Source organism: Jonesia quinghaiensis DSM 15701 (assembly GCF_000423205.1).
GTDB classification, from domain to species: domain Bacteria; phylum Actinomycetota; class Actinomycetes; order Actinomycetales; family Cellulomonadaceae; genus Jonesia; species Jonesia quinghaiensis.
In genome coordinates this window covers 634,750-659,952 of record NZ_AUHN01000004.1, presented here as the reverse complement: position 1 = coordinate 659,952, position 25,203 = coordinate 634,750, and the positions used below count along the sequence as shown (strand labels likewise).

Here is a 25,203-nt window from a genome sequence, read left to right as displayed (position 1 = left end):
CTTCAGTGGGTGACGTGCAGGATGCGCACATCCCACGGTGTCAGGCGGATGGTGTCACCCGTGGTGTATGGTGCCTCGTCGCTGAGGTCTACACACGGGGTCGCGGCAGTGACAGTGGCGGGAGTGTCAGCCCAGTTATGCACAACAACAAGACCAGACCCATCAGGGCGGGTCATTGACGTTGCCCGCACTGAGGCTTGCGACCCTACCCACCCGTCGGTGCGAGGCACGGGAACAGCCCACCGCATCAGGTCTGCAGCGAGTTGCTGATCGGGGACTGTGCCAACTGTGGTAATACGGCCAGCCCCGTGACGTGCCGTGACCACCGCGGACCACTGGCCAAAATGTGGGTGATTGTATTCGGCGAGAGTGGTTGCTCCCTCCGGGCGCAGGAAATCAATCCACTCGTGGGCGGCGCTGTGACCACTCAGAGTGAACCCCTCCGCCTGGGTGGATGTCACCGGAACTGGCTGATGTAGGTTCGCTGATTCTTGGTAACTCACCCCTGCCGGGCGGGCAAGGAAAGCAGGTTTCACCTCGTGGCGGGCCCGACCTTCATGGTCAGCGTATGCGGTACGTGGCCCCACAATCAGGTGCCCACCAGCCTCCACATACTGGGTCAACCACTGCAGGTGCGCATCGGTAGCGGTGTACAGGGCCACCGCAATGAGCACCGGCCGGCGGCGGGCAAACTCAACCGGGTCCTCACCCGATGCGGCGGCATCGTGATGGGTGGCATCGTGATGGGCGGCATCACGGAGAGAGTCTGGTGTTGTTGCGCAGTGGTCCTCGCTCAGAGCCCCAAACAGTTGGTGCGGGCGCACTGTGTTGATCTGGACACCAGCGTCAAAGGCGCCACGGTAAAACGGCAATGCGATGCGCCGGTAAGAATCAGTGTCCCCCATGCCCTGCACGCCATTCGATGGCAATGGTGCTGTGATGGGGAAGCTCAGCGCCCACTTAGCATCGGAATCGTAGAGGAACGCAACGTCCGCATCAGGTGTGGCGCCACCTACGTGTGGTGAGAGTTTTTGGATTTCTTGGCCGAGTTCAGCGATGTTGTTATACGCCCGCCCGGGGATGCCGTCATGAGGAAGCACCCCACCCCAGAAGGTTTCTGTGCCGTAGTGCAACGTGTGCCAGTGCCAGTATTCGATCATGGTCGCCCCGCGAGACATCAACGCCCATGCCACTTGGCGCCACTGACCGTCAAAAGCAACAGAGTTGATGGACCCAAAGCCAATAGAGCCAGCGTTTGTTTCCGTGACAAGGAACGGTGCTTGTTTCGAGGAATACATCAGGTCAGCAAGTTGATACACCGCCCACGGGCCGCGCACAATCCACCCAGCTGACATGGGTTCAGTGAAGGGGTGAGCAAGGGTTTCGGCCATGTCATAGTAGGCGTTACCTGCTGCGACAGTTAACGCACGGCTAAGTTGCTCATCTTCTACCCCAACTTGGTCATAGGAAATACACGTCGTGATGGGCATCTCCTTATTGGCTGAAGAAAGCTTTGAGCGCACGACGTCGGTTTGCCACGCGATGTAGTCCGTGACGAGGCTGGCTTGGAAGCGCCGCCAGGCGAGGTCGTACTGGGGTTGAGTGTTGCCGTCGGGGAGCCAGAGATCTTCCCAGGTGGAGAGTCGATGCGACCAGTACACCAGCCCCCATTCTTCGTTGAGGCGTTCTACGGTGCCATAGGTGTGGCGTAGGTGGTCCAGGAACCGTTGGAAAACGCTGTGGTTGTAGAGCAGGCGGATTCCGGGTTCGTTATCCACTTGGTACCCGATGATTGCAGGGTGTTCTTGGTACCGGTCAACGATCTTGTGGATGATTCGTTCGGCATGGTGGAGAAAAGCTGGGTGGGTGAAATCTGCTTCTTGGCGCATTCCCCATGGCATGCGAACACCTGTGGCTGTTTCACCGGCGATTTCCGGGTGCTTGCGGGCGAGCCACGGCGGTACCGCGTATGTGGGGGTGCCGAGGATCACTCCGATTCCGCGGGCGTGGGCGCCGTCGAGGACGGGTTCTAGCCAGTCGAGGTTGAACACACCGTCTTGTGGTTCCCAGGTTGACCAGACTGATTCTCCGACCCTGATCACGGTGAAGCCAGCCTGTTTCATGAGGTCAAGGTCATGATCGAGGCGATCTCCGCGACCGTATTCGTGATAGTAGGCGGCACCGATGCGAAGTTGTGGTGGAGCGTTGTGCTCTGTGTCCCCCATAGCGGGTGTCCTTTTCATCCGTCTGGTTGTCCGCGGGATGTACCGCGCGCGTGTGGTGTCGATACCCTCTGCGTTGAGGGCGCCTGTGGAAGGCCTGACGGTGGCGGGGGGTGACCTGTCACCGCTGACGGGGTTTCCCAGACCGTTACTGATACGTTAAAGCAACCGTGATCGGAGCGCAATAGCCTATACCCCTCCTCTACGATGAATCCAGCAGGGGATACCGACGACAGGAGGGAGCGGTGTGAATATACAGAGACGTGTCACCGCTAAAGATGTCGCTAGGCTCGCCGGAGTCTCGCAAAGCACAGTGAGCTACGTGATCAACAATGCGACAAACCAGTCCATCTCTGAACGCACCAAAATTAAGGTCCGTCAAGCGGCAGAGGAACTGAACTACACCCCCTCAGCGGCGGCGAGGACCCTGCGCAAAGGCACCAGCGACACGATCCTCATTATTTTGCGCGACGCACAAATTGGCGAACTGACAGCCCAAGCTATTGAGGGGATTGTGCGAACCCTTGAACCGCATGGTTACTCCGTGGTGTACCGCAGGCAACGTGAAGGCGCCAGCGCATTAGAGTTGTGCCGCGAATTGATGCCTGCTGCTGTTGCCAGCATCACAGCGTTAACACGCCAAGAAGCGTACGACATTCAACGCACTGGAGTGCCAGTTGTCAGCACTGAGTTCGAAGACGACAATGGCGAAGCAGATAACTCCATTATCTTGTCGCAAACCGCTATTGGCCGTTTGCATATTAGTTACCTCCACAGCAAAGGCCACCAACATATCGCCTTTGCGGCACCGGACATTCCAAACGTTGAGGAATACTACGCACGCCGGTTAGCCGGAGCCCGCGATGAGTGCACAAAGTTGGGCATTGATGCACCACCTGTGGTGGATATTCCTTTCAACCTTGAGGGCGCCATAAGCGCAGCTCAAGAGATTCTTGCACTAACCCCTCGGGTGACCGCAGTGTCGGCATACAACGACGAGGTGGCTGCCATATTGCTCGCTGCATTGTTACGCCTTGACGTGAAGGTGCCAGCCGACATTGCCGTGATTGGGGTGGACAACCTTCCCCTCTCTCCCTTCACCTACCCAGCACTGACGACGGTCAATATTTATGCCTTTGAAGTGGGCAGCGGTATGGGGTCGCTCATTTTGCGCGCAATTCGCCCTGATTTGGACATCCCATTACCTGCGGCAACGAGTAGCATCGATCTCATTGAACGGGACTCCACATAAAGAAGCGATAACAACTGTTTTCGTATTAAGCGTTCTCAACTCCCCCAGCGTTCTGAGCATTGTCGCAGGTGACCCTCCTATGGCAGCGATCCCACCCCACCACAGACCTACGACGCGCACGTGGGGCGAATCCATCGCCCCCTCTTGCCAGCACAAACACAGCAGATGTACGTTACTGATACGTCACAGTACTGATTCGATTAAGTACAGCAGGCACAAAGGTTCCCGTGACTCACTGGACCCTGAGAGCAAGATTCATCAAAGGAGATGACATGCGACGACACATTGCTGCGCTCAGCATTCTGAGTGCACTACTTTTCACCGCAGCGTGCGGTGGAGGCGCCACAAACGAGAACACCCCTGGGACATCAGGAAGCGACACCCCAAACACCGAAGCACTCACCCTTGCCCAAACTGATATTCCCGCAGCATGGGACATTAGCGGGTACGCATCAGGCACGAAAACCCAATACTTTACCGCTGTGTACGACACCATCCTGCGGCAAGACGGCGACGGAAACATCGTTGCCGGAGTCGCCACCGACTGGTCATACAACGACGAACGCACCGAACTCACCCTCACCGTACGCGAAGGAATCACCTTCACCGACGGCGAACCACTCAACGCGCAAGCCATCGTTGACAACATTGAACACTTCCGCGCCTCGTCCACCCCAGACCTCTCCAACGCGCAATTCATCGACACAGCCACCGCACCAGACGCAACAACAGTCATCATCACCCTCACCGAACCAGACCCCATGATGCTGAACTGGCTCACCCAACCACTGGGATACCTCTCCTCCCCTGCTTCATGGGACAGCGAAGACGCCACCACAACCCCCGTTGGCTCAGGCCCATACATCCTTGACACCGGCGCCACCGTATCCGGCTCAACCTACGTCTTCACCAAAAATGACGAGTACTGGGACGACTCCATCCAACAATGGGACACCCTGACCTTCCAGTACTACGCCGACCAAACAGCGCTCCTCAACGCCCTCCAAGGTGGCCAAGTTGACGGCGCATCGTTCACCAACGTGTCCTCACTGCCACAAGTAGAAGCAGCAGGCTACACCGTGAACACCTCACAACTCGACTGGTCCGGCCTGATGCTCCTCGACCGCGACGGCGCCATCGACGAACCCCTCGCCGATGTCCGCGTGCGGCAAGCCATCAACTACGCACTGGACCGCGATGGCATGCTCAACGCCCTCCAACTGGGATACGGGTCAGTGACCAACCAAATCTTTGGTCCCGCAACCTCCGGATACGACGAAGCGCTGAACAGCCACTACAGCTACGACCCAGACAAAGCCCGCGAGCTTCTCACTGAAGCAGGCTACGGCGACGGCATCACACTCGACATGCCCTCAACAAGCGTCATCGACTCTGCGCTACTCACCCAAGTACAACAGCAGCTCTCTGACGTAGGCATCACCGTGAACTACACCGACGTCGGCACAAACTTCATCTCCGACCTCATGGGCGCCAAATACGGGTCCTCCTGGATGCAACTGGCAGCAGCAAGCGACTGGCAAATCGCTACCTTCGCGATCACCCCCACCGCACTGTTCAACCCATTCGGTACCGAAGACCCCCAAGTGTCCCAGTACCTCGACACAATCCAAACAGGAAGCGAAGCCGACGCCGCCCAGGCAGCGCAAGAACTCAACACGTACATCGTCGATCAAGCATGGTTCGCACCGTTCTACTTCATCGACAATCTGTACGTAGCCAAGCCCGGCATTGACGTCACCATGGCAGCCGACATGGTCGTGCCATACATGTACCTCATCCAACCAGCGCAATGACCCACCCCGGTGGGGGCGCAACCCACACCGCGCCCCCACCGGCACCACAGCTTGGATTCACGATGCCTGCCTTCCTCATCAGACGACTCCTCACCGGCCTCGCAATGCTCCTCATCATCAGCGCGTTGGCTTACCTCTTGCTCTACCTCACCGGCTCAGACATAGCCCGCAACCTCCTCGGAGACAATGCCTCCCAAGAAGCAGTGGACCTCCGCGCAGCCGAACTTGGACTCGACCAACCACTACACACCCGATACCTCAGTTGGCTTGGCGGGGCAATCACCGGCAACCTCGGCCGCTCCTGGTTCGGTGGTTCCGATGTCACCTCTTTGCTGATGTCACGCCTCGGCGTGACTCTGACACTCGTGGTGACCTCCACCGTCATTTCCGCCATCATCGCCATTGCCCTGGGTGTCTGGGCCGCAGTCCGCGGCGGTTGGATCGACAAAACCATCCAAGTGTTCTCCCTGACCGGTGCGGCAATCCCGAACTACCTCATCGCTCTGGGGCTAGTCGCCCTCTTCGCCATCAACCTCGCCTGGTTTGCCCCCACCGGCTACACCCAACCGGGCGCCTCGCTCGGCGGGTGGATAGCATCAGTGACACTCCCTGTTGCCGCGCTAACAATCGGGTGCATTGCAGGGACCGCACAACAAGTGCGTTCCTCCATGCTGGACGTTATGCGCCAGGACTACATTCGCACTCTGCGTAGCCGCGGGTTAGGCCCAGGACGCATCATCTACCGGCACGCACTACGCAACGCCGCCGGACCAGGACTATCCGTACTGGGCTTACAGTTTGTAGGCCTACTCGGTGGGGCAGTTGTGATTGAACAAATGTTTGCCATCCCAGGCCTTGGGTCACTGTCAGTGTCGAGCACCACCCAGGGTGACATTCCTGTGGTGATGGGGGTTGTCATCCTCATTGCCGCGATTGTGATCACCGTGAACCTCCTGATCGACATAGCCCAAGGCATCCTCAACCCAAAGGTGCGACTCTCATGACCGCCCCCGTACTCACCCCAGCACCAGGCGCCGTTGATGCCGCCGCCAATAATCACAGCGCATCGCTAGCCCGGCGTTTCGCCAAAGACCCCATTGGCATGGCGGCGCTCATATTCCTCAGTATCGTTGTTCTCGCCTGCGCTTTTGCCCCACTACTAACCACCAACGCCCCTGATAAAGCAGTACTTGGAAACATTCTCGCTGACCCTGGAAACGGTTTACTCCTCGGCGGCGATAGCGCGGGGCGTGACGTCTTTTCTCGACTGCTCTACGGCGGCCAATTTTCGCTCCTCGGGGCGCTGTTGGCTTTGTCCATCGCTGTTGTCCTCGGCGGAGTATCTGGACTAGTTGCCGGGTATTTTGGGAAATGGTTCGACACCCTCTCCTCCGCAGCGGCCGCAATCCTCATGGCATTGCCCGGCATGGTTGTGCTCCTCGCAGCGCGGTCAGTGTTAGGGAGCTCCGCATGGTGGGCTATGTCAATCTTCGGGGTCTTGCTCTCCGCGTCAGTGTTCCGGCTCGTGCGCCAAACCGTGCAAAACGTGCGCAACGAACTGTATGTTGATGCCGCCCGCGTCGCAGGGCTTTCCGATGCTCGCATCATTTTCCGCCACGTATTGCGGGTAGTGCGTGCCCCCTTCATCATCCAAGCGGCCTCCATTGGATCCGTAGCAATCGCCATTCAAGCTGGGCTAGAATTCCTCGGCCTTGGAGACATGACCATCCCCACCTGGGGCAGCATGCTCAACGACGGCTTCGCACGCATCTACCAGCAGCCCCTGCTTGTTATTTGGCCAGCGCTCATGATCGCCCTCGTGTGTTTGTCACTGACGTTGATCGCTAACTCCGTGCGCGACGCCCTCGAAAATACTGGTTCACGCCACCGCACCCGCCGTACCCGCACGGGGCGCGGAGCCGCCGCGAAAACAACAACACACAGCAGCAACCCAACTGTGGCCCCCGCCGCAGCCCAAAACACTGGCACACACAACAGTGAAACCCCGCTACTTTCCGTGAGAAACCTTCACGTCGGCTACCACCAAGCGGACGGGTCAACAACGCACATCGTCCACGGAATCAACCTCGACGTCCACGCCGGTGAAGTACTAGGACTCATCGGCGAATCAGGATCAGGGAAAACCCAAACCGCGTTCTCCATCATGCGCCTGCTCCCGGCAGGCGGAGCAATCACCGACGGACAAGTGCTCTGGGGCGGGCGTAACCTCGCAGAACTCAGCGAACGTGAACTCACCGCCCTACGTGGCAAAGAGATCGCTTACATCCCGCAAGAACCCATGAGCAACCTCGACCCCAGTTTCACCATTGGCTCCCAACTCGTTGAACCCATGCGCCTACACCTAGGACTCAACAAAGCCGATGCAAAAACCCGCGCCCTAGACCTCCTCACCCGGGTAGGCATCGTCAATCCAGAGCGGGTATACAGCTCCTACCCACACCAAGTATCTGGCGGGATGGCACAACGCGTACTGATCGCTGGGGCGATCAGTTGCAACCCCCGACTCCTGATCGCCGACGAACCAACCACCGCACTCGACGTCACCGTACAAGCTGAAATTCTTGACCTCCTGCGCAGCATCCAACAAGAACACGGCATGGGCGTCATCATGGTGACCCACAACTTTGGGGTTGTCGCAGATATTTGCGACCGTGTGGCAGTCATGCGCAACGGAGAAATCGTCGAAACCGGCCCAGCATCAACAATCTTCAGCGAACACACCCACCCCTACACCACGCAACTCTTCGACGCGATCCTCACCCCCGACAACATCCGTGAACCCTACCGCGCACCAAACACCATGAAAGGTGAGGTGACTACGCCATGAACACTCCCCTCCTCGACATCCGTAACCTTGTGGTCGACTACCCCGGCAAAGGCCTGCGAGCGCAACCTTTCCGTGCGTTGGACTCGGTCAGCATTGATGTGCGCCCTGGGGAATGTGTGGGGCTCGTCGGTGAGTCAGGTTCCGGGAAAACTACTCTGGGTCGCGCGGTTCTTGGGCTTGCGCCGGTCACGAGAGGAGCTATTGATTTTAAGGGGCAGAACATTTCTGTTCTGTCGACGCGGGAGCGTCGGCGGCTTAGTAGTGATATTCAGGTAGTTTTTCAGGACCCGTACACGTCGTTGAACCCGTCAATGACGATTGGGGAGATTCTTGCTGAGCCGCTTATTGCGCAGCACACTGCTCAGAGTGCAGCGCGCAAACGTATTGCCGAGTTGTTGGATCAGGTGAAGTTACCCAGTGACGCGGTGAAGCGGTTGCCACGGGACTTCAGTGGTGGGCAGCGTCAGCGTATTGCTATTGCTCGGGCTTTGGCGTTGCGCCCGCAACTGGTGATTTGTGATGAACCGGTTTCTGCTCTTGATTTGTCGACTCAGGCGCGTGTGCTTGATTTGTTCACTGAGATTCAGCGGGACACGGGGGTGGCGTACCTGTTTATTACCCACGATTTGGATGTGGTGCGGTATGTCAGTCACCGGGTTGCGGTGATGTATCACGGGAAAATTGTGGAGCGCGGTGACACTGCGCAAGTCACGACGGCACCTACACACCCCTACACTCAGCGTTTGTGGATGGCGGCCCCTATTGCTGAGCCTGTGGCTCAGCGTGAGCGCCGAGAACGCCGGTTAGCGATGGCGGCTGACTTGTAGGAGAGGCTCTATACGCCGCAGGGCGGTTCCCTCCGTGGTGATGCGGAGGGAACCGCCCTGCGTGTGTGCTGCCGGTGGCCCAGTTGTGTGGTGAGTGATCAACTGGTGACCGGTTGTGGTGCTGTGTTAGTCGACGAGTTCGTGACGCACGATAGTGTGTTCACGCCCTGGGCCGGTTCCGATGGAGGAGATCCGGCAGCCGGACATTTCTTCGAGCGCGAGCACATACTTTTGTGCGTTGAGTGGCAGTTCCTCAAAGGTTTGCACGCCGTAGATGTCTTCGGTCCACCCGTCAAAGTATTCCAAGATGGGTTTAGCGTGGTGGAATGCCGACTGGTCGGTGGGCATTTCGTCGTGGCGGACTCCGTCAACGTCGTAGGCCACGCAGACGGGGATTTTTTCGATGCCGGTGAGGACATCGAGTTTGGTCAGCACGAGGTCGGTGAGGCCATTGACGCGTGATGCGTACCGGGCGATGACGGCGTCGTACCAGCCACAGCGGCGGGCGCGGCCTGTGGTGACTCCGAACTCTCCACCCTTGGTTTGTAGGTAGATGCCCATGTCATCGAACAGTTCGGTGGGGAATGGGCCTTCACCTACACGGGTTGTGTAGGCCTTGATGACACCAATCACTCGGTCGATGCGGGTTGGGCCTACGCCTGATCCGGTGCACACTCCACCTGAGGTTGCGCTGGATGAGGTGACGAACGGGTAGGTGCCGTGGTCGATGTCGAGCATCGTGGCTTGTCCGCCTTCAAACAGCACGGTTTTCCCGGCGTCGAGTGCGTTGTTGAGTTCGAGGGAGGTGTCGCACACCATGGGGCGCAGACGTTCAGCCAGTGTGAGGAGTTCAGTGACGATGTCCTCGATGAGGACCTCGCGGCGGTTATACACCTTGACGAAGAGCTGGTTTTTTTGTTGCAGGGCGCCTTCGATTTTTGCGCGCAGGATCTTCTCGTCGAAGAGGTCCCACACTCGGATACCTACTCGGTTGATTTTGTCTGAGTAGGACGGTCCGATTCCGCGGCCGGTGGTCCCGATGCGCCGCTTACCTAAGAAGCGTTCGGTGACTTTGTCCATGGTGCGGTTGTAGGACGGGATGATGTGCGCAGACCCGGAAACAAGCAGTTTCGAGGTGTCGACGCCTCGTGATTCGAGGGCGTCTAGTTCTTGGTAGAGAACTTCGATGTCAATGACAACACCGTTACCGATGACTGGCGTGACCCCTGGTGACAGAATGCCGGAAGGCAGCAGGTGCAAGGCGTATTTCTCACCGTCAATCACCACGGTGTGCCCGGCGTTGTTTCCGCCGTTGAACTTCACAACGTAATCAACCTGCGATCCGAGTTGATCGGTGGCCTTGCCTTTGCCCTCGTCCCCCCATTGGGCTCCGACGACTACTACGGCTGGCATGGAATCCCCACTTTCAGCTGCCGGGTGTGAGCGTAAGCCGCATTTCAGCGACATGGCGGGAAGATGAGCGGCAGCCACCCGATCTCCCATAAGAGTTTACCGATCTTTTGCCTGAGTTCCAGTGCTTCTCACCGAGACATGTCACCGGTTCCGTCCAGCGACGATGCGTGTCGATGGATTGTGCACCCCATGCGTGTGGTTTCCAGGTGGGTAGTTTGCGGATGCGGCGGGTGAAGGACGGGCCTATGATCTAGCCATGTTTGAGATCGCCACCACCCCCATGGCCACAACCGTTGCGATCTCTGGCGACCTCGATTTATCTGCCCGTGACCAGTTCCTTGAGGTTGCGGCACGCTTAACGTCGTTGCGTAGGTCTTTGCTGACTATTGACCTGTGCGATGTTCGTTTTATGGATTCCACAGGTGCGGCTTTTCTGATTTCTTTGGCGGAGACAGGCCAGCGGCGGGGTTGGCTGACGGTGCTGCGCGGCTGCTCTGAAGCGAACCGTTTTGTCCTTGATGTTTGCGGGGCTACCCACCTCTTCCGGTTTGATAACGAGCACATCTGCCGTCACACCAAGTCACCGGCGTAACACCGCTGATGCGATAGGCACTGCAAGCCCTGCACGAGGTACCGGTCAGTCTTGCGCGTCGTCAAAGCGGACGCGCGCTTGGTTTACATCACTGGAATGCTGTGCTGTCCAGTCCAGTAGTGCGTCAATAGGTTCCCGAAGGGTTTTACCAAGCGAAGTTATCTGATATTGGATCGCAACAGGACGGGTTGATATGACGATCCGCTCGACGATGCCGTTGCGTTCTAGGCGTCTCAATGTCGTGGTGAGCGACTTTTGGGTGACGGCAGGTATGGCACGTCGCAATTCGTTGAAGCGCATCGGGCGTTCGCAGAGTAGTTCAAGTACCGGCACTGACCAGGTGTCCAGTAGTTGGCTGAGAAGGTCACGGTGCTGGTCCGTGATGCCTAGGGCGGTTGGCGTGGTCGGGGTTTCCACGCAGATACCTCGTTTCGTTGAAGTTACTTTTTAATACGTGGTATCAAATATATACCTTATTGATTCCAGAGAAAGAAGGGCCTTATGGCTGTGCACCTGCTCTCCCCCACCGGACTAGCTACCCCCGTTCCGTATCACCATGTCTCAGTAGCCACAGGGACAAAAACGATTTCCGTGGCCGGGCAAACTGGGGGAAGCATCGGTAACCGCACGCCCGAACCAGGCGACCTCGCGACACAGGTCGCCGAAGCACTGCGCAACGTTGCCATCGCTTTAGCAGGCGCAGGGGCAACATTCGCTGACACTACTCGACTAACCTTCTACGTCACTGCGTGGGAGCAGTCGAAGATGTCAGAGTTTCTAGAAGGCATCGAGGCGGTACGAAACGAACTTAAAATCCCCGACCTCCTTCCTCCAGCATCACTCATCGGCGTGCAAATACTCTTCGAACCGGGAGTTCTTGTCGAAATTGAGGCGACCGCCGTTGTGAACTAGATTCACGAGGGCAGCGTCAACACATGCGGTGCCACTACCCCACAGGAACGTGAGCCCACACAACCTTGCCGGCCCCCTTGGGGCTCCACCCCCACGTGGCGAGGCGGTCAATGATTTTCACGCCATACCCGCCATACCGATCGCTATGCCCATCAAGTTGGATGGGGCCTTCCGGGTTTTGATCCTCAACCTCAATACGAATGTCATCCCCCAGGTCAAACACGCGCAACGCAAATTGTCCGTATCCGTGCAGCACAGCGTTGGCTGCAAGCTCGGACATCACAAGTTCAGCGTAGGTGGCCTGGGGTTTGTCCCACTCTTGGCACAAACGCACCATGAGGTGGCGGGCCCGCGAAACCGACGATGCCTCACCGGGGAAAGTCGCCCGGTAGGAGCGGGTGGTATCAATACCCTGGACAGCAAGTTCGTCACGGACAGGAATGCGCACCACGACAAGAGCCACGTCATCCTCTGGTGCGTCGGCAAGCGCATGAAGGAGGAGTTCACCCCACTGTGATGCGGCACTGCGGGGCACTGTTTCTGCGAAGTCTTGAAGTTCTTGGAGTCCTGCCTGCATAGAACGGTCGCGGCGTTCAATGAGACCGTCGGTGTAGAACAACACAACATCCCCCGGGCGCAAGCGGACCGTTGCTGATTCACGTGCCCGCGGCACAAAACCGATCAGCCCACCACCTGCATCGTTAAGGAGCAGTGCTTTACCATCCCTGACAACAATAGGTGGCAGGTGACCGGCTCGAGCGTACTCCAAGGTCCAACTACCGTTATCCTTCCCTTCACGCAACCGTCCGTACACCATTGATGCTTGGCGGGAAATGTCGAGACCATCCACCAGACGGTCAACCCGTTCGAGCACTTTGGAGGCGCTGACCCGGTCGAACGCGTAGGAGCGGGTAATGGAGCGGAGTTGCCCCATGGCAGCGGCGGCTTCGAGGTCGTGACCAACAACGTCCCCCACCACCACGCCGACGGTGTGGTCATCAACGTAGAGAATGTCATACCAGTCACCGCCAACCCTGGCATGTTCATTGGAGGGCGCGTAGTAAGTCCACACGTCAAGGCCTGCAACATCTACCTGGGTGGGGACCATGGACTGCTGCAAGGCTTCAGCGAGTTCGTGTTCCCGCTCATAGAGGCGAGCATTGTCGAGGGTTGTGCCGATCCGGCGGGCAATGGCACTAATGACTTTGAGGTTCTCTGGACCAAGGTCCTGAACATCAAACGGTTCGCCCAACTCGTTATATTCAGGGCAAGCTAAAACAATTAATCCTAAAACACCTGAACGACCTGCTATTGCTTGCATGAGAACTGGGCCTTTGGGAGTGAACCCGTGAACATTCCAGATCTCTTCAAGGTGCTCACACAGCTCTCGGGTCCTGGTTCCGGGGTCATTAGTTGCTGCGAGATCCACGATGATCGGCGCACTATGTTGGCCAACAAGCATCTGCAAAACAGGGTCTTGCCCGCCGGTCATTTCTGCATCGAGCCCAGGGTACTCGGTGCGGTGACGACCCCTGCGCGGTGCACGAATGCTTTCGGAATACTCCAACCCCCGGTTCTCTAAAAAGAACCCAGCCCAATCAACTGGACATGTCTCTTCGATGATGGAAGCAATGGACGCAAGCGGGGATGGCTGATCTTCAATGGCCAAAAGTTCAGATATTTGCGACAGCGCATCAAGTGCCCGTTGCGCGGGCGGTGCAGCAAACCCAAAAGCCTCATCAAACCCGGTGAGGGGGAGAAATTGCACGATCCACACTGGCTTTGTACGCCCAGCAGGGTAGTGCGTTGCCACCACCGCTTGGAGGATCCCCCACGTGCCATCGTGGCGCACAAGATCGCACGTCCACGTCTCCCCGGTCAAGACACTGCAGGCGTCGATTTCCTCACCATGGCGCCAATTTCCGTGTGTTTGGCGCTCAGGCTGGTCCTGCAGTGGAGGCGTCCCCTGGGGGTTGGGGTCCCAAGTCTCTATGTTTCCTGAGGTTTTGTCTTGTCGACGCAGGGTGATTTTCACGTCATTGAATGTTTGACCAGTCAGATCTTCTAATACCCCGACCATGCGGTGAAACGCCTGGTTGCCGTACTCAATGACCGGGGGGTGAAAATCCCCAGTGAGCAGGACGAATGGTACAGGTGAATGCTCCATGACGTGCGAAGCCCAACTCATGTCTGCCTGAGGTTCACGAGTAGATTTGCGGGGCCCGGTCATATAGGTATTCTGCCTGAACTGCGCCGACGTAGCATTTCCTCACGCCAAACCCCTCCCGTCAGGAGCAGTGTTCAACGTACGATGGGCACACACCACCAGTGGTGAGATATCCGCTCACGTTGACTTAGGGGGAATACGTGACACAGATGCACAAGCACAACTCATTAAGAAGTTGTGACGAGGTGTCCTACACCGTGGATGGCGACCATGCCATCATCATGCTGCGGGGCGAGATCGACATAGAGATCCAACCTTGTTTTGCGCGAGCCGCAGAACTTTTACACACCCACACCAACGATATTTTCGTCGATGCGCAGCAAGTGGAGTTCATTGACTCTTCTGGCATCGCGGTATTGGGACAACTAGCTCACGACCACCCGGGGCGGGTCACACTCTTTAATGCCCCACCAACCATGCTTTTCATACTTGAAGTTACTCAACTGATCGATGTGATCCGCTTGGAATCTGGCCGACTCGATGAATACATTCCCGTCGCGGTGGCCACAGTAGCCTCCGAGTAACAACAATGAGGTGGCATCACTATCCAGCCACCAATCCACGACCTTAAGAACAACCTTGTGATAGTAAAAAGGCCGGTGGCCCATCCCGATAGGGACAGGCCACCGGCCTTAAGTTATGCCGTGCAATCAGCAGATGCTGATCACTTCATGGCGTTGCCAGCAGAACGCAGCTGCTGTGACGCCTCGATGATGCGGGCAGCCATACCAGCTTCAGCTGACTTGTACCATGCGCGTGGGTCGTAAGCCTTCTTGTTTCCGACCTCGCCGTCAACCTTCAGCACACCGTCGTAGTTCTTGAAGAAGTGGTCTGCTACTGGGCGCGAGTAGGCGTACTGGGTGTCGGTATCGATGTTCATCTTGATAACACCGTTGTCGACAGCCTCAGCAATTTCCTCAGCAGTTGACCCTGAACCACCGTGGAACACGAGGTCGAATGGGTTTTCCTTGCCAAGCTTTGCGCCAACCTCACGCTGAATGTCAGCAAGAAGTGATGGGCGCAACTTCACAGCACCTGGCTTGTACACACCGTGCACGTTACCGAAGGTCAGGGCGGTCAGGTAACGGCCCTTTTCACCTGCACCGAGAGCTTCGATGGTCTTGAAACCGTCTTCAGCGGTGGTGTAAAGCTTCTCGTTGATCTCTGCTTCGTGACCGTCTTCTTCACCACCGACAACACCAACCTCAATTTCGAGGAGGGTGCGTGCAGCCTGAGAAAGCTCAAGCAGTTCAGCGGCGATGATGAGGTTTTCCTCGAGAGGAATGTTCGAGCCATCGAACATGTGGGACTGGAATGTTGGGTTCTTGCCAGCCTTGACCTGCTCTGCTTCAAGAGCAAGAAGTGGGCGGACCCAAGAGTCAAGGTTCTGCTTGGTGCAGTGGTCAGTGTGGATCGCGATGTTCACGGAGTAGCTCTTCGCAACCTCAGCAGCGTATGCGGCAAGTGCGAGGGAACCGGAAACGCGGTCCTTGATGGTTGAGCCAGAAGCAAACTCTGCGCCACCAACGGAAACCTGGATGATGCCGTCAGACTCTGCCTCAGCGAAACCCTGAAGTGCAGCGGTGATGGTGGAAGAGGAGGTGATGTTGACCGCTGGGTAGGCAAATTTGCCTTCCTTGGCGCGGTCGATCATCTCTGCGTATACCTCTGGGGTTGCGATGGGCATCAAAAACTCCTGAAAGAGAGGGGATTGAAACGATGTTCGCCACTATTTTGTCACAAACAGTCGCTTCCCAGCGTAGGACGTTCGGACTGCGGGCACCACCCCGTGAGGATAGTGCCCGCAGTTACCGTGCTTTCAGGAGTGTTTTCCCCGTCAGTCGGCCAATGACATCATGCCTTGCAAGTCTTTAGAGGACCATAGTGATGGGTCGTCCAGTGAGAGATATTGGGTATCGATGTTGGCTACCTTGAAGTTCTTACCCACTTTGGAGATGTTGAACGTCATCATGTCGAGGTTGTCGTCGCTCAGATAACCGATGGTGCACACCCCACGGTTGGCTGTAACTGTCACACAGTTCGTCCACCTTTGGCCGCTACGATCTGCTTTCTTATTGAAAGCACGGACCTTTTTTTGAGCTGCTTTGGTCAACTTAGTGGACGTGAAAGTTTTACCTGTTCGCACCTGTTTCGCGAAGGTATCTACTGGCTTGACGTACCCTGGCACTGCTGCTTTCTTCAACGTGAATTTCTTAGCTGACTTGCTCCATTTAGCCGTGAACTTACGCTCGTAGTACGTAAAGTCACGGTGCGCTTGGGTCGAGTAGAAAGTAACTCCTTGGCGAGCGCTGGCGCCAACAACTTCACTATACAAATCGTACGATTGCGTCATGCGCTGGCTGTGAATAATGCTGCCCTTAGCGTTTGTTACAACGAGGTGCGTAAAGTACCGCCCGCCTGTTTCACAATCGACCGTGAAGACATATTCGCTACCGCTGCGAGGGTGGACGTTCGCTTTGACGATTGCTCCCACTTCACTGGCAGATACCTTTGTTGCGTCGTACGTACTCGCGCAAGCCTTTGGTAGTTGCACGGAACTCGGAGCGGCGGACGCTGGTGCGGCCACACCTCCGGCAACCATCAGCACGGAAGCCACCGCGGCAACAACGATCCGTCGAATATTCATTCCATCCCCCTAATTTGGCGTTCATCGGAAACGCACGTATGACGTGGAATAATCATCCCTTATTGCGGAAATACTCGCACTGATCTCACATAACAGTGTGATCACAGATCCACCCCACAAAGCCACATGGCTTAAACGTGCTGCACAATCCACGAGTGCATCGCAATGGCGGCGGCGGCGCCAGCATTAATGGACCTCGTTGACCCGTACTGCGTAATGTGCACGATGTCCGTCACCGCCTGCTGCATTTCAGGCGTCAGACCCGTCTTTTCCTGCCCAAAAACGAGCACACAATCGCGAGGAAACTCAAAACCCTCGATCGGAACAGAACCATCAATATTGTCAATCCCGATTACCCGAACGCCCTCAGAATGCGCCCACTGGGCAAAAGCCTGCGCATCCTCGTGATGCCGCACATGCTGGTAACGGTCCGTCACCATCGCACCACGCCGGTTCCACCTCCGGCGCCCCACAATGTGAACCTGCGCCACCGCAAACGCGTTCGCGGTGCGCACGACCGACCCAATATTGAGGTCATGGTGCCAATTCTCAATGGCAATATGCAACGGGTGACGCCGAGAATCAAGGTCGGCAACAATGGCTTCCATCGTCCAATACCGGTACTCATCCACCACATTGCGCCGATCCCCATGCTCAAGCAGCTGCGGATCAAACCGAGGATCAACGGCCCCACCCTCAACGCGGGGCCAACTCTGTGGCCCGCCAGGCCACGGACCGACCCCCACCTCCCCCTCATGCATCAAGTCAGCATCGTGCTGGGTTGTTGGCATCAGGTCACCATCAGTGTCACCGGTAGACGGTGAAAGCGGAACAGACATGGTCAATATTGTCCCCCACCAAGAACCAGCAAACTGTGCCAAGGAAGCCACCAACAATGAGAAATCTTCCGCGATATCGTGATGATCAGCAGGTTTCCTGTGATCATGGATACATGACGTCGATGCGTCTGACCCAGGGAGCGTGAAACACCGCTCCCCCTGTACCGAAGGAGTTTCCCGTGACACGAACGATTGAATCTTGGCTAACAGACATGGACGGCGTACTCGTCCACGAAGGGCACGCAATACCTGGAGCTGCAGAGTTCATCACCACATTGCGCGAGAAGGAACGCCCCTTCCTCATTCTCACCAACAACTCAATCTTCACACCACGCGACCTGCGGGCGCGCCTCTCCTTCGCAGGAATTGAGGTAGATGAAAAGAACATCTGGACTTCAGCGCTCGCGACCGCGAAGTTCTGCGCAGACCAAATCCCCGGCGGTTCCGCGTACACCATCGGTGAAGCAGGGCTCACCACCGCTCTCTACGAAGCCGGGTACACCCTCACCGACTCAAGCCCCGACTACGTGGTGCTCGGCGAAACCCGCTCCTACTCATTTGAAGCCATCACCAAAGCTGTGCGCCTCATCCTCGACGGTGCCCGTTTCATCTGCACCAACCCTGACCCAACAGGCCCCTCCCAAGAAGGCCCCCTGCCTGCAACCGGTGCCGTCGCTGCGATGATCACCAAAGCCACCAAACGCGAACCCTACTTTGTGGGTAAGCCCAACCCCATGATGTTCCGGTCAGCGCTCAACCGCATCGACGCGCACTCCGAAACCACAGCCATGATCGGCGACCGCATGGACACCGACGTTGTGGCAGGCATCGAAGCTGGTCTGCAAACCTACCTCGTACTCACCGGCTCCACCGCACCACACGAAGTAGACGGGTACCCCTTCCGCCCCTCCGAGGTGCGCAACTCGATCGCTGACCTGATCGAACTCATCTAACCAAACGGTCCACTCCGCGTCTGGCGAGGGCTGCACATGAGTGGGGTGAGAACCTGACATGGTTCTCACCCCACTCATGTGCTAAGACGCCCTCTTCTTACTGGTGCAATAAATGTCGCATTTGCGAGGGCGTTATGGCATTCTCAGTTCATGACAACAGGACAACCTCCCCGAGACAGGTCAAAAAACCGCCTCCTGCTCGTTGCCATCGTTGCTATCGCTGTGCTCACCGTCGCGGGCATCGTGTATGCATTCCTTCAAGGCCGTGACAATGCGCCTTCCGCCGAAGAAACACCCCCAACGGCATCCGAGCCGACCACTAGCCAAGCGGACGGCACAACAGCAACCTGCCCTCCCTCTGAGTCGTCCACCGACACAGAACTCACCCAAGCGCCTGACACCACATGGGTCGCGTACGACAACATCACCTACCCGTCCTCACCCATATACGGGCCCACGAGCATCGCCCCCGACGGATTCCGGTACTGCTTCCAGCAGTCGCCTGAAGGCGCGCTCTTCGCAGCAGCGAACATGCTGACCGAACTCCACACTGACAGCGACGAGGACCGGTGGTTCAACTACGTGCTCTCCCAAGAGATCTTTGGGCGACAGGGGATCCTTGATGCGATTTCTGCAGAGGCAAATGACCAGGTAACCGATCTGCCAACCCTGGAAATTCTTGGTTTTGCAATGAAGGACTACACGCCCGAACGGGCAACAGTCACTGTTGCTGCGCAAGCAACCTATGACGACATCTCCCCCACACATTCAGCCACCTTCACCCTGGTGTGGGAAAACAACGACTGGAAGTGGCTGGTCAACAACACCAGCAATGCCTTAGATATCACCGAAATCTCCAACACCGACGGGCTCATCGACTGGGCCCCATAAAATACAGAAGTGCCCCCAGGACGCGCATCCTGGGGGCACTTCATGTGACGCTGAGTGAGATTACTTCTTTTTCACCGTCACCGTGAGCCTGTCCATGACCTGGCCCTTTGTGTAAAAACCACCCAACGCTTTGGCCCCAGCAGCGGTCAACTTCACACCCTTCGCCGAGGACTTGATCGTTACCGTTTTTCCCTTGGTGGTGTAGTTCAGACCTGTGACCGTAGCGATCTTGATCTGCTTGTTTTTATACAACCACGTACCATCTGTCTTTTTGGTGCTTACCGTGGCGTACATCGTGCCTGTGGAGCCGTTGACAACAAGTTTTGGGGATTTCACGGTGAGGTCCAACTTGCCGCTGTGACCAGTGAATCGTGCAGACCCCGAGTAGCGAACAGTTCCCTTCCCGTTCTTCACTGACCCCGATGCCCCCGTGAAACGCAGCGTGCCATTGGACAGTTTCTTGGCCTTGCCACTCGCGGTGTACTTTCCCTTGGCAATTGGGCCAGTGACATAGTTACGGAACGAGCTTTTCACTCCCCACGTGTACGTCCCACCAGAGGCCACATAGGTGCCCTTTGGCGCGGACGCCGCATGCGCCGATGACGGTTGGGCCACAAACGCAAGCATGACGAGCAAAGCCGCGAGCGCAAGGCTCATAACGGCCCTCACGCTCAGTGTTGAGTATGGTTGGCGTGTTGTTGTCATTGTTCACTTCCTGATGAGGCTGGCTCCGAGCACCGTGCGGTACTCGGAGCCTTTGTGTTTAGTTACCTAGCGCGCTGCCTACAGGGTTGCGCTTTTACGGCGGCTGAAGACAGCGATTGCGCCGATGAGTAGCAACCCAAGGGCTGTTGGCAATGCCCACATCACAGCGTCGTCGGCGCCAGTTGCGGCAAGTGATCCCCCGGCTGCGCCTGCGAGTGTTCCCGATGCTTCATCACAGTTCGCGTCAGCGCCAAGGGGCACGGTCATAGACAGGGCGTCCATTGTTTGGCCAGCCTCGTAGAACCCACCAAATGCGCTGGCGCCGCTGGTGGTGAGGGTCACGGGTGCGTTGGTGACAGTGAGTGTGTTCCCGCTGATGGTGCTTGCGCCTGACAGGGCGATGGTGGCGAGGTTGACCCCGTTGCGTGATGAGCTCACACCGTCAGTGTCGTTTGCTGTGACGTCAGCGAATAGTGCCGCTGTGGTGGGGCTGGTGAAGCGGACGCGCAGGTTGGAGAACTGGGTGTCCATAATGTCTCCGTGCCCGGTGAATTGAACTGAACCGGTGTAGGACACTGTTCCTTGGCGGGCATCGGTGTTGTATTTGCCGGTGCCACCGCTCCATGTGAAGTTCCCGCCCGTAGACGACACCCCAGCGGTGTTGATGTTTCCGTCAGCGAGACGGTTGACATAGGTGACGAAGGAATCTTTCACGCCCCATGTCAGCTTTGCCCCGGACACGGCCTGCGCCACGCATTGTGCTGCTTCTTCAGTGATAGGCGCTGCACCCTCCGACACGGTGATCCCTACCTGCACTTTTACCCCGTTTGGGCCTTCCAGTGACAGGGTGTGGTTCCCGGCAGGGAGGTCTTGCGGGAGGCTCGCCGTTGCGGTTGCAACACCTTGGGCGTTTGCTGTGATGTCACTGGCCAACAGGTGGGGTTCAGAGTACACAAACAGTTCGATGCCCGTGGTGCCAGACCCAAACCCGGGGCCGCTGATGGTGAATTCGTCACCGGGGGTGAGTTCTGGTGAACTCACGGTGGCGTTGGTGTAGGTACCTGGGGTTTTTGGGGCAACTACTTGACCGTCGGTGCTGCCATCGCCTGCTGAGCCGTCAGAGCCATCTGTACCCCCGTCAGTACCGCTATTGGGTGGGGTGGTGACGTCTGCCCCAACGGTGAAGGTGATGTTGTCGAGTTTTTCACCAGCGGTGTAGAACTCACCGAAAGCTTTCACTCCCGCTGGGGTGAGTGTGACGGATGTGGATGTGTAGGTGACTGAACCGTCAACTGCAGTAGTTGCTTTCCCCAAGGCAAGGTCTGCGAAGTCAACTGTTTTGGCTTCAGTGGTGCCGTCCATTTGGAGGGAGCGGTAGGTCAGCGCCAAGGTGCCCTTTGTCGCTGAGGTGACGGTGACCTTTGGGTTGGAGAAGGTGATATCCAGAGCACCACTGTGGGCGGTGAAGTTCACGCTTCCACTGAACGCTGCAGTCCCTGTGCCGTCCTTGAAGGCGGAGGATTTTTGTGGGAATGCGTAGGCGTTACCACCATTGGCGTTGCTTGCCCCGTTGGACAGAGTTGTTTTACCGCCAGCCATGGAACCGCCAAGGTATGTGCGGAAGCTTTGCTTCACTCCCCACACGAGTGAACCATCTGTTGTGGGTGTGGTGGGGGCGGGTTCCTCGGAGTCGCCTGGGTCGGTTGTCCCGTCCCCTGGAGTGGCGCCACCATCGTCGGGTTCTTCGGTATTGTCGTCTGAGGGCACTGAAACGCTGACGGTTGTCGATGCGTCCAGCGTACGGTCTGTTTGCGATAGTGCTGCTGCGGAACTGGAAATGACTTGGTAGTCAGTGGATTCTTGGAGTTTTCCGGCTGGGACAGCAAGCGTGGTGGTAAATGAGCCGTTGTCCATTTGGTCGGTGCGCACCCAGGTGCTGGAAATCCACCCACGGCTGGGCAAAGCGCTGCTCCCTGGTGTCCACACGTCTTTGGTGCCGAGAGCTACATACACTCCGCTTGCTGCTCCGGCGCCTAGGTAGCCGGTGCCTGAGATTGTGAAGGTGTTGTCCACTGAGGGGTCGATGCCTGTGGCAGGTGACACTGTGAGTTGTGGGTCAGCGACCGGAGCGGGTTCGGGTTCCGGTTCCGGTTCCGGCTCGGGTTCCGGTTCCGGCTCGGGTTCCGGTTCGGGTGTCGCAAGGCTCAGAGCGGTTGCTGTTTCGAAGTCGGGAACAACAGCGCCACTCCCGGCGAATGTGTAGACACCAAGGTTCCGAGTGGCCGTTTCCGCGCCTTCTGGGATGGTGAATTGGATGCTGAAGGTTCCGTCTGGCCCAATGGCAACTGCGCCAGCGTTTGCTCCACCGATTGTTGCGGTGTCTTCCTCGTTGACAACCCACTTTTGCGACAGTGACGTGCGTGCGGCTGACGATGCGCCTGCGGATGGGCGCCACACGTCTGCGTAGTCACCGATGACCACGTAGGTTCCGCCGAATTTTCCAGCGAGTGGTGGGCGTGTGCCGTTGGTGGAGGTTGTTTCGGTGAAGCCTGTTCCGGTCACGGTGATGGTGTCACCAACGGCCAGGTCGGATGTTTTTGATACGGAGATAGCAGGGCTACCTGCCGCGTAGGCGGGGCTAATGGCACCGACGAGCGCCGTGCCGGCGATGAGGACCCCTGCAGTAAGCGCAGAGAGCGCCCTGCGGGTGGGGGTGGTGATGCGTCTGAGCACAAGTTCTCCAGTTATCGACGTTCGTGGGGCTGTGTGTGGTGCTCACAGCCCAATTGAAGATATGAGGAGAGGCTTACCTAAGCAAGAGTGAGTCCAGTCTTGCCGCTCAGTGATATGCCAGCTTTCGTTGATAAATCAACGATCTAAAGTTTATCTGACAAAGTGTTGTGATTAATATCGCCACAAAGGCGTTGCGTAAATGTCTTATGGACAACAAAAGGGTCTGCCCATCACGGGCAGACCCTCAGGTCACACAACGCAAAAGTTACTTAAGAAAGATCAAGGTCAGCCAATCCAAACAAGGACAGGTACTCCACACCCAACTCTTCGATCTTTTCTTGCGCACCAGTTGCTCGATCAACAATCGTCGCCACGGCAACAACCTCAGCACCCGCCGCGCGGCACGCCTCAATCGCGGCAATCGGCGAACCACCCGTGGTTGTTGTGTCTTCGACAACAACGACCCGGCGGCCCGCAATATCAGGCCCTTCAATCTGGCGCTGCATGCCATGAGCCTTCGCTGCCTTACGCACAACAAAAGCATCCACATCAAGACCACGTGACGCCGATGCGTGAAGAAGTGCCGTGGCAATAGGGTCCGCACCCAGCGTCAACCCACCAACAGCATCAATCTCACCAGGCCCATACCCGGCTTCTTCTAACGCATCAAGCAACACGTGGCCGATCAACGGCGCTGCACGGTGGTGCAACGTCACTCGCCGCAAATCTACGTAATAGTCTGCCTGCTTACCGGAGGACAACGTCACCGCACCGTGGACAACCGCAAGATCTTTAATGAGGTCTCGGAGTTGCTCACGGGGAGTTGGGGAAAAAGTCTCAGTCACCCTTCAAGGGTACGGGAGATTCTGCGTCCTGCGCTGGGCGCTGCGGAGAGCGTCGACCAGCAGCCGTACTGGCTGCCGCCCCGTTGGCCTGCAAAGCTCGCACTGCGAAGCGCGGCAAGGTTTGCAGCAAACCTGCCGCTGCCTTGTACCGCAAAGACGGGGTCGAAATGACTGCGCCACGGCGCGCATCGGCCAATGCTTGACGCACAACCTCCTCCGCCGACAACCACACAGCCTCCGGGAACCCCGAATAATCAATACCAGCGCGCTCGTGGAACTCTGTGTGCACAAACCCCGGGCACAGCGCCATTGCAGAGGCACCAGAACCACGCAACTCCACAGCAAGCCCCTCGGTAAAGGAACGCACCCACGCTTTATGCGCAGAATACGTACCCGATGCCGTCAAAGCAGCAACTGAGGAGACATTGATGATCATGCCGCGCCCACGTTGACGCATCGACCGTGCTGCCGCAAAGGACAAGCGCATCACCGAGTCAACCATGACCGTCAAAGCCGTTGCTTGCTCCTCAATATCAGAATCAAGGAATCGATCACTCACCGCATAACCAGCGTTGTTAATCAGCAGGTTAATCGGGTGGTCAGCGTCCTCAAGAAGCGCCGCAACTCGAGCGACGTGCTGTGCGACACCAAGATCAGCTTCCACTACCTCGACATGCACGCCAGCAACCGAACGAAGTTGCTGAGCGACTTCCCCCAGACGCTGCCCATTGCGTGCCACGAGGACAAGATTGTGTCTGCTTGCGGCGAGCTGCCAGGCGAACTCCAGCCCGATGCCCGCGGTTGCTCCTGTGATGAGTGCGGTTGCCATACCACCAGCCTAGTCGCAGAGCCTACCTTGCGGGTGAGGGTCGTGTGGGCAAACCACGAAAGAACCGCATGATTCGCTCACCATGCACCAAGAGTGCCCACGCAATACCCGAAATATGTCCCACAATCGTCATTCGGCGATTCACTGCCCCGGGAATAATGGTGTCCTCTGGCGGAACAATGGCATCACCTACCGCTCGCAGAGACAACACCCGAGCGAGGTCCCCCGCTGTCAACGACTCCACGTGGTCATCAATAGCTTCTAACGCTTCTTCAAACACCTCATTGATGTCCAATACAGGCCCAGGAATAATGTGCGGGCGGTGGATCTTTCCGCAGATCACAGCAACCCCAACAACGTCCTCGCGGCGGTGAGCAAACGCCCCCAGCACAGCGCTCGCCCCTGCCGAAGCACCCACAAGCACTACTTCACGGCCCTGCGAGCGGTGCGCATCGACTCGGGCAATGAGGCTATCCAACCGGTCCTCATATTCAGCGTCGTCAGCCCACCCCACCACAAAAAAATCCACCCGAGCACCCCACGGGCGCCAAAGCCGCAGCGCGGCACGTTGTAGTGCAAGTAACGCGCGTGTCCGGTCAAACAACCCAGGCACGTAAATCACCGTGAAACTGCGCATAGATGTGGTGCCTTGCT

23 protein-coding genes are annotated in these 25,203 nt (G+C 57.4%); 11 read left to right on the top strand and 12 right to left on the bottom strand.

Annotated features, from left to right (window positions below; genetic code table 11):
* Positions 1–2: 2 nt before the first annotated feature.
* Positions 3–2,243 carry a beta-galactosidase gene (locus tag G538_RS0103150; protein WP_245566773.1) on the bottom strand — a complete coding sequence of 747 codons (2,241 nt, stop codon included), beginning with the start codon at positions 2,241–2,243 and terminating at the stop codon, positions 3–5.
* Between the two features lie 226 nt (positions 2,244–2,469).
* On the opposite strand from G538_RS0103150, the gene G538_RS14850 reads away from it, so the two are divergent.
* From G538_RS14850 to G538_RS0103125, 5 genes are all read left to right on the top strand, one after another.
* Positions 2,470–3,474 (top strand): LacI family DNA-binding transcriptional regulator, encoded by a 1,005-nt coding sequence (locus G538_RS14850; protein ID WP_084618013.1) that lies wholly within the window; start codon positions 2,470–2,472, stop codon positions 3,472–3,474.
* Positions 3,475–3,746: 272 nt separating this feature from the next.
* Entirely contained in the window at positions 3,747–5,288 is a 1,542-nt protein-coding gene (locus G538_RS14845; RefSeq protein WP_051196509.1) for an ABC transporter substrate-binding protein, read from the top strand.
* Positions 5,289–5,350: 62 nt separating this feature from the next.
* Complete coding sequence (locus G538_RS0103135) at positions 5,351–6,292, top strand: ABC transporter permease (protein ID WP_029068162.1); 942 nt, start codon at positions 5,351–5,353, stop codon at positions 6,290–6,292.
* Entirely contained in the window at positions 6,289–8,136 is a 1,848-nt protein-coding gene (locus tag G538_RS14840) for a dipeptide/oligopeptide/nickel ABC transporter permease/ATP-binding protein (protein WP_051196508.1), read from the top strand. Before G538_RS0103135 ends, G538_RS14840 begins: the two co-directional genes overlap by 4 nt.
* Positions 8,133–8,963, top strand: a complete 831-nt coding sequence (locus G538_RS0103125; RefSeq protein WP_029068161.1) for an ATP-binding cassette domain-containing protein — start codon at positions 8,133–8,135, stop codon at positions 8,961–8,963. Before G538_RS14840 ends, G538_RS0103125 begins: the two co-directional genes overlap by 4 nt.
* Before the next feature lie 126 nt (positions 8,964–9,089).
* Here the strand turns inward: G538_RS0103125 and G538_RS0103120 are convergent, their stop codons facing one another.
* Entirely contained in the window at positions 9,090–10,376 is a 1,287-nt protein-coding gene (locus G538_RS0103120) for an adenylosuccinate synthase (RefSeq protein WP_029068160.1), read from the bottom strand.
* Between the two features lie 256 nt (positions 10,377–10,632).
* On the opposite strand from G538_RS0103120, the gene G538_RS0103115 reads away from it, so the two are divergent.
* Complete coding sequence (locus tag G538_RS0103115; protein WP_029068159.1) at positions 10,633–10,968, top strand: STAS domain-containing protein; 336 nt, start codon at positions 10,633–10,635, stop codon at positions 10,966–10,968.
* Between the two features lie 45 nt (positions 10,969–11,013).
* On the opposite strand, the gene G538_RS0103110 is transcribed toward G538_RS0103115, so the two are convergent.
* Positions 11,014–11,385, bottom strand: coding sequence for a winged helix-turn-helix transcriptional regulator (locus G538_RS0103110; protein WP_051196507.1), 372 nt, complete (start codon positions 11,383–11,385; stop codon positions 11,014–11,016).
* 84 nt (positions 11,386–11,469) lie between these two features.
* Between G538_RS0103110 and G538_RS0103105 the strand changes: the two genes are divergently transcribed.
* Positions 11,470–11,880 (top strand): RidA family protein, encoded by a 411-nt coding sequence (locus tag G538_RS0103105; protein ID WP_029068157.1) that lies wholly within the window; start codon positions 11,470–11,472, stop codon positions 11,878–11,880.
* 34 nt (positions 11,881–11,914) lie between these two features.
* Here G538_RS0103105 and G538_RS14835 read toward each other — a convergent pair whose 3' ends face one another.
* Positions 11,915–14,110 carry an ATP-binding SpoIIE family protein phosphatase gene (locus tag G538_RS14835; RefSeq protein ID WP_084618011.1) on the bottom strand — a complete coding sequence of 732 codons (2,196 nt, stop codon included), beginning with the start codon at positions 14,108–14,110 and terminating at the stop codon, positions 11,915–11,917.
* A 146-nt stretch (positions 14,111–14,256) separates the two neighbouring features.
* Between G538_RS14835 and G538_RS14830 the strand changes: the two genes are divergently transcribed.
* Positions 14,257–14,631: an STAS domain-containing protein gene (locus G538_RS14830; RefSeq protein ID WP_245566779.1), complete on the top strand. Its 375-nt coding sequence runs from the start codon at positions 14,257–14,259 to the stop codon at positions 14,629–14,631.
* Positions 14,632–14,771: 140 nt separating this feature from the next.
* Here G538_RS14830 and fbaA read toward each other — a convergent pair whose 3' ends face one another.
* Positions 14,772–15,797: a class II fructose-bisphosphate aldolase gene (gene fbaA, locus G538_RS0103085; RefSeq protein WP_281170247.1), complete on the bottom strand. Its 1,026-nt coding sequence runs from the start codon at positions 15,795–15,797 to the stop codon at positions 14,772–14,774.
* Between the two features lie 147 nt (positions 15,798–15,944).
* Positions 15,945–16,460, bottom strand: a complete 516-nt coding sequence (locus G538_RS17905) for a hypothetical protein (RefSeq protein ID WP_157544280.1) — start codon at positions 16,458–16,460, stop codon at positions 15,945–15,947.
* Between the two features lie 82 nt (positions 16,461–16,542).
* Between G538_RS17905 and G538_RS17900 the strand changes: the two genes are divergently transcribed.
* On the top strand, positions 16,543–16,767 hold the full coding sequence (locus G538_RS17900; RefSeq protein ID WP_157544279.1) for a hypothetical protein: 225 nt from the start codon (positions 16,543–16,545) through the stop codon (positions 16,765–16,767).
* 118 nt (positions 16,768–16,885) lie between these two features.
* Here the strand turns inward: G538_RS17900 and G538_RS0103075 are convergent, their stop codons facing one another.
* Positions 16,886–17,545, bottom strand: a complete 660-nt coding sequence (locus G538_RS0103075; protein WP_029068154.1) for a TrmH family RNA methyltransferase — start codon at positions 17,543–17,545, stop codon at positions 16,886–16,888.
* 227 nt (positions 17,546–17,772) lie between these two features.
* Here G538_RS0103075 and G538_RS0103070 point away from each other — a divergent pair, with 227 nt between their 5' ends.
* Both G538_RS0103070 and G538_RS0103065 read left to right on the top strand, forming a co-directional pair.
* Positions 17,773–18,546 carry an HAD-IIA family hydrolase gene (locus G538_RS0103070; protein ID WP_029068153.1) on the top strand — a complete coding sequence of 258 codons (774 nt, stop codon included), beginning with the start codon at positions 17,773–17,775 and terminating at the stop codon, positions 18,544–18,546.
* Between the two features lie 150 nt (positions 18,547–18,696).
* The gene (locus G538_RS0103065) at positions 18,697–19,437 is read left to right on the top strand and encodes a DUF8175 domain-containg protein (protein ID WP_029068152.1); all 741 of its coding nucleotides are present in this window, start codon (positions 18,697–18,699) and stop codon (positions 19,435–19,437) included.
* Positions 19,438–19,497: 60 nt separating this feature from the next.
* Here G538_RS0103065 and G538_RS0103060 read toward each other — a convergent pair whose 3' ends face one another.
* The 5 genes from G538_RS0103060 to G538_RS0103040 form a co-directional block, all read right to left on the bottom strand.
* Positions 19,498–20,142: an HtaA domain-containing protein gene (locus G538_RS0103060; protein ID WP_029068151.1), complete on the bottom strand. Its 645-nt coding sequence runs from the start codon at positions 20,140–20,142 to the stop codon at positions 19,498–19,500.
* Positions 20,143–20,220: 78 nt separating this feature from the next.
* Complete coding sequence (locus G538_RS0103055; protein WP_029068150.1) at positions 20,221–22,875, bottom strand: HtaA domain-containing protein; 2,655 nt, start codon at positions 22,873–22,875, stop codon at positions 20,221–20,223.
* 269 nt (positions 22,876–23,144) lie between these two features.
* On the bottom strand, positions 23,145–23,720 hold the full coding sequence (pyrE, locus tag G538_RS0103050; RefSeq protein ID WP_029068149.1) for an orotate phosphoribosyltransferase: 576 nt from the start codon (positions 23,718–23,720) through the stop codon (positions 23,145–23,147).
* Positions 23,713–24,549 carry an SDR family NAD(P)-dependent oxidoreductase gene (locus tag G538_RS14825; protein WP_051196504.1) on the bottom strand — a complete coding sequence of 279 codons (837 nt, stop codon included), beginning with the start codon at positions 24,547–24,549 and terminating at the stop codon, positions 23,713–23,715. Before G538_RS14825 ends, pyrE begins: the two co-directional genes overlap by 8 nt.
* 22 nt (positions 24,550–24,571) lie before the next feature.
* Entirely contained in the window at positions 24,572–25,186 is a 615-nt protein-coding gene (locus tag G538_RS0103040; RefSeq protein WP_029068148.1) for a hypothetical protein, read from the bottom strand.
* Positions 25,187–25,203 lie beyond the last annotated feature (17 nt).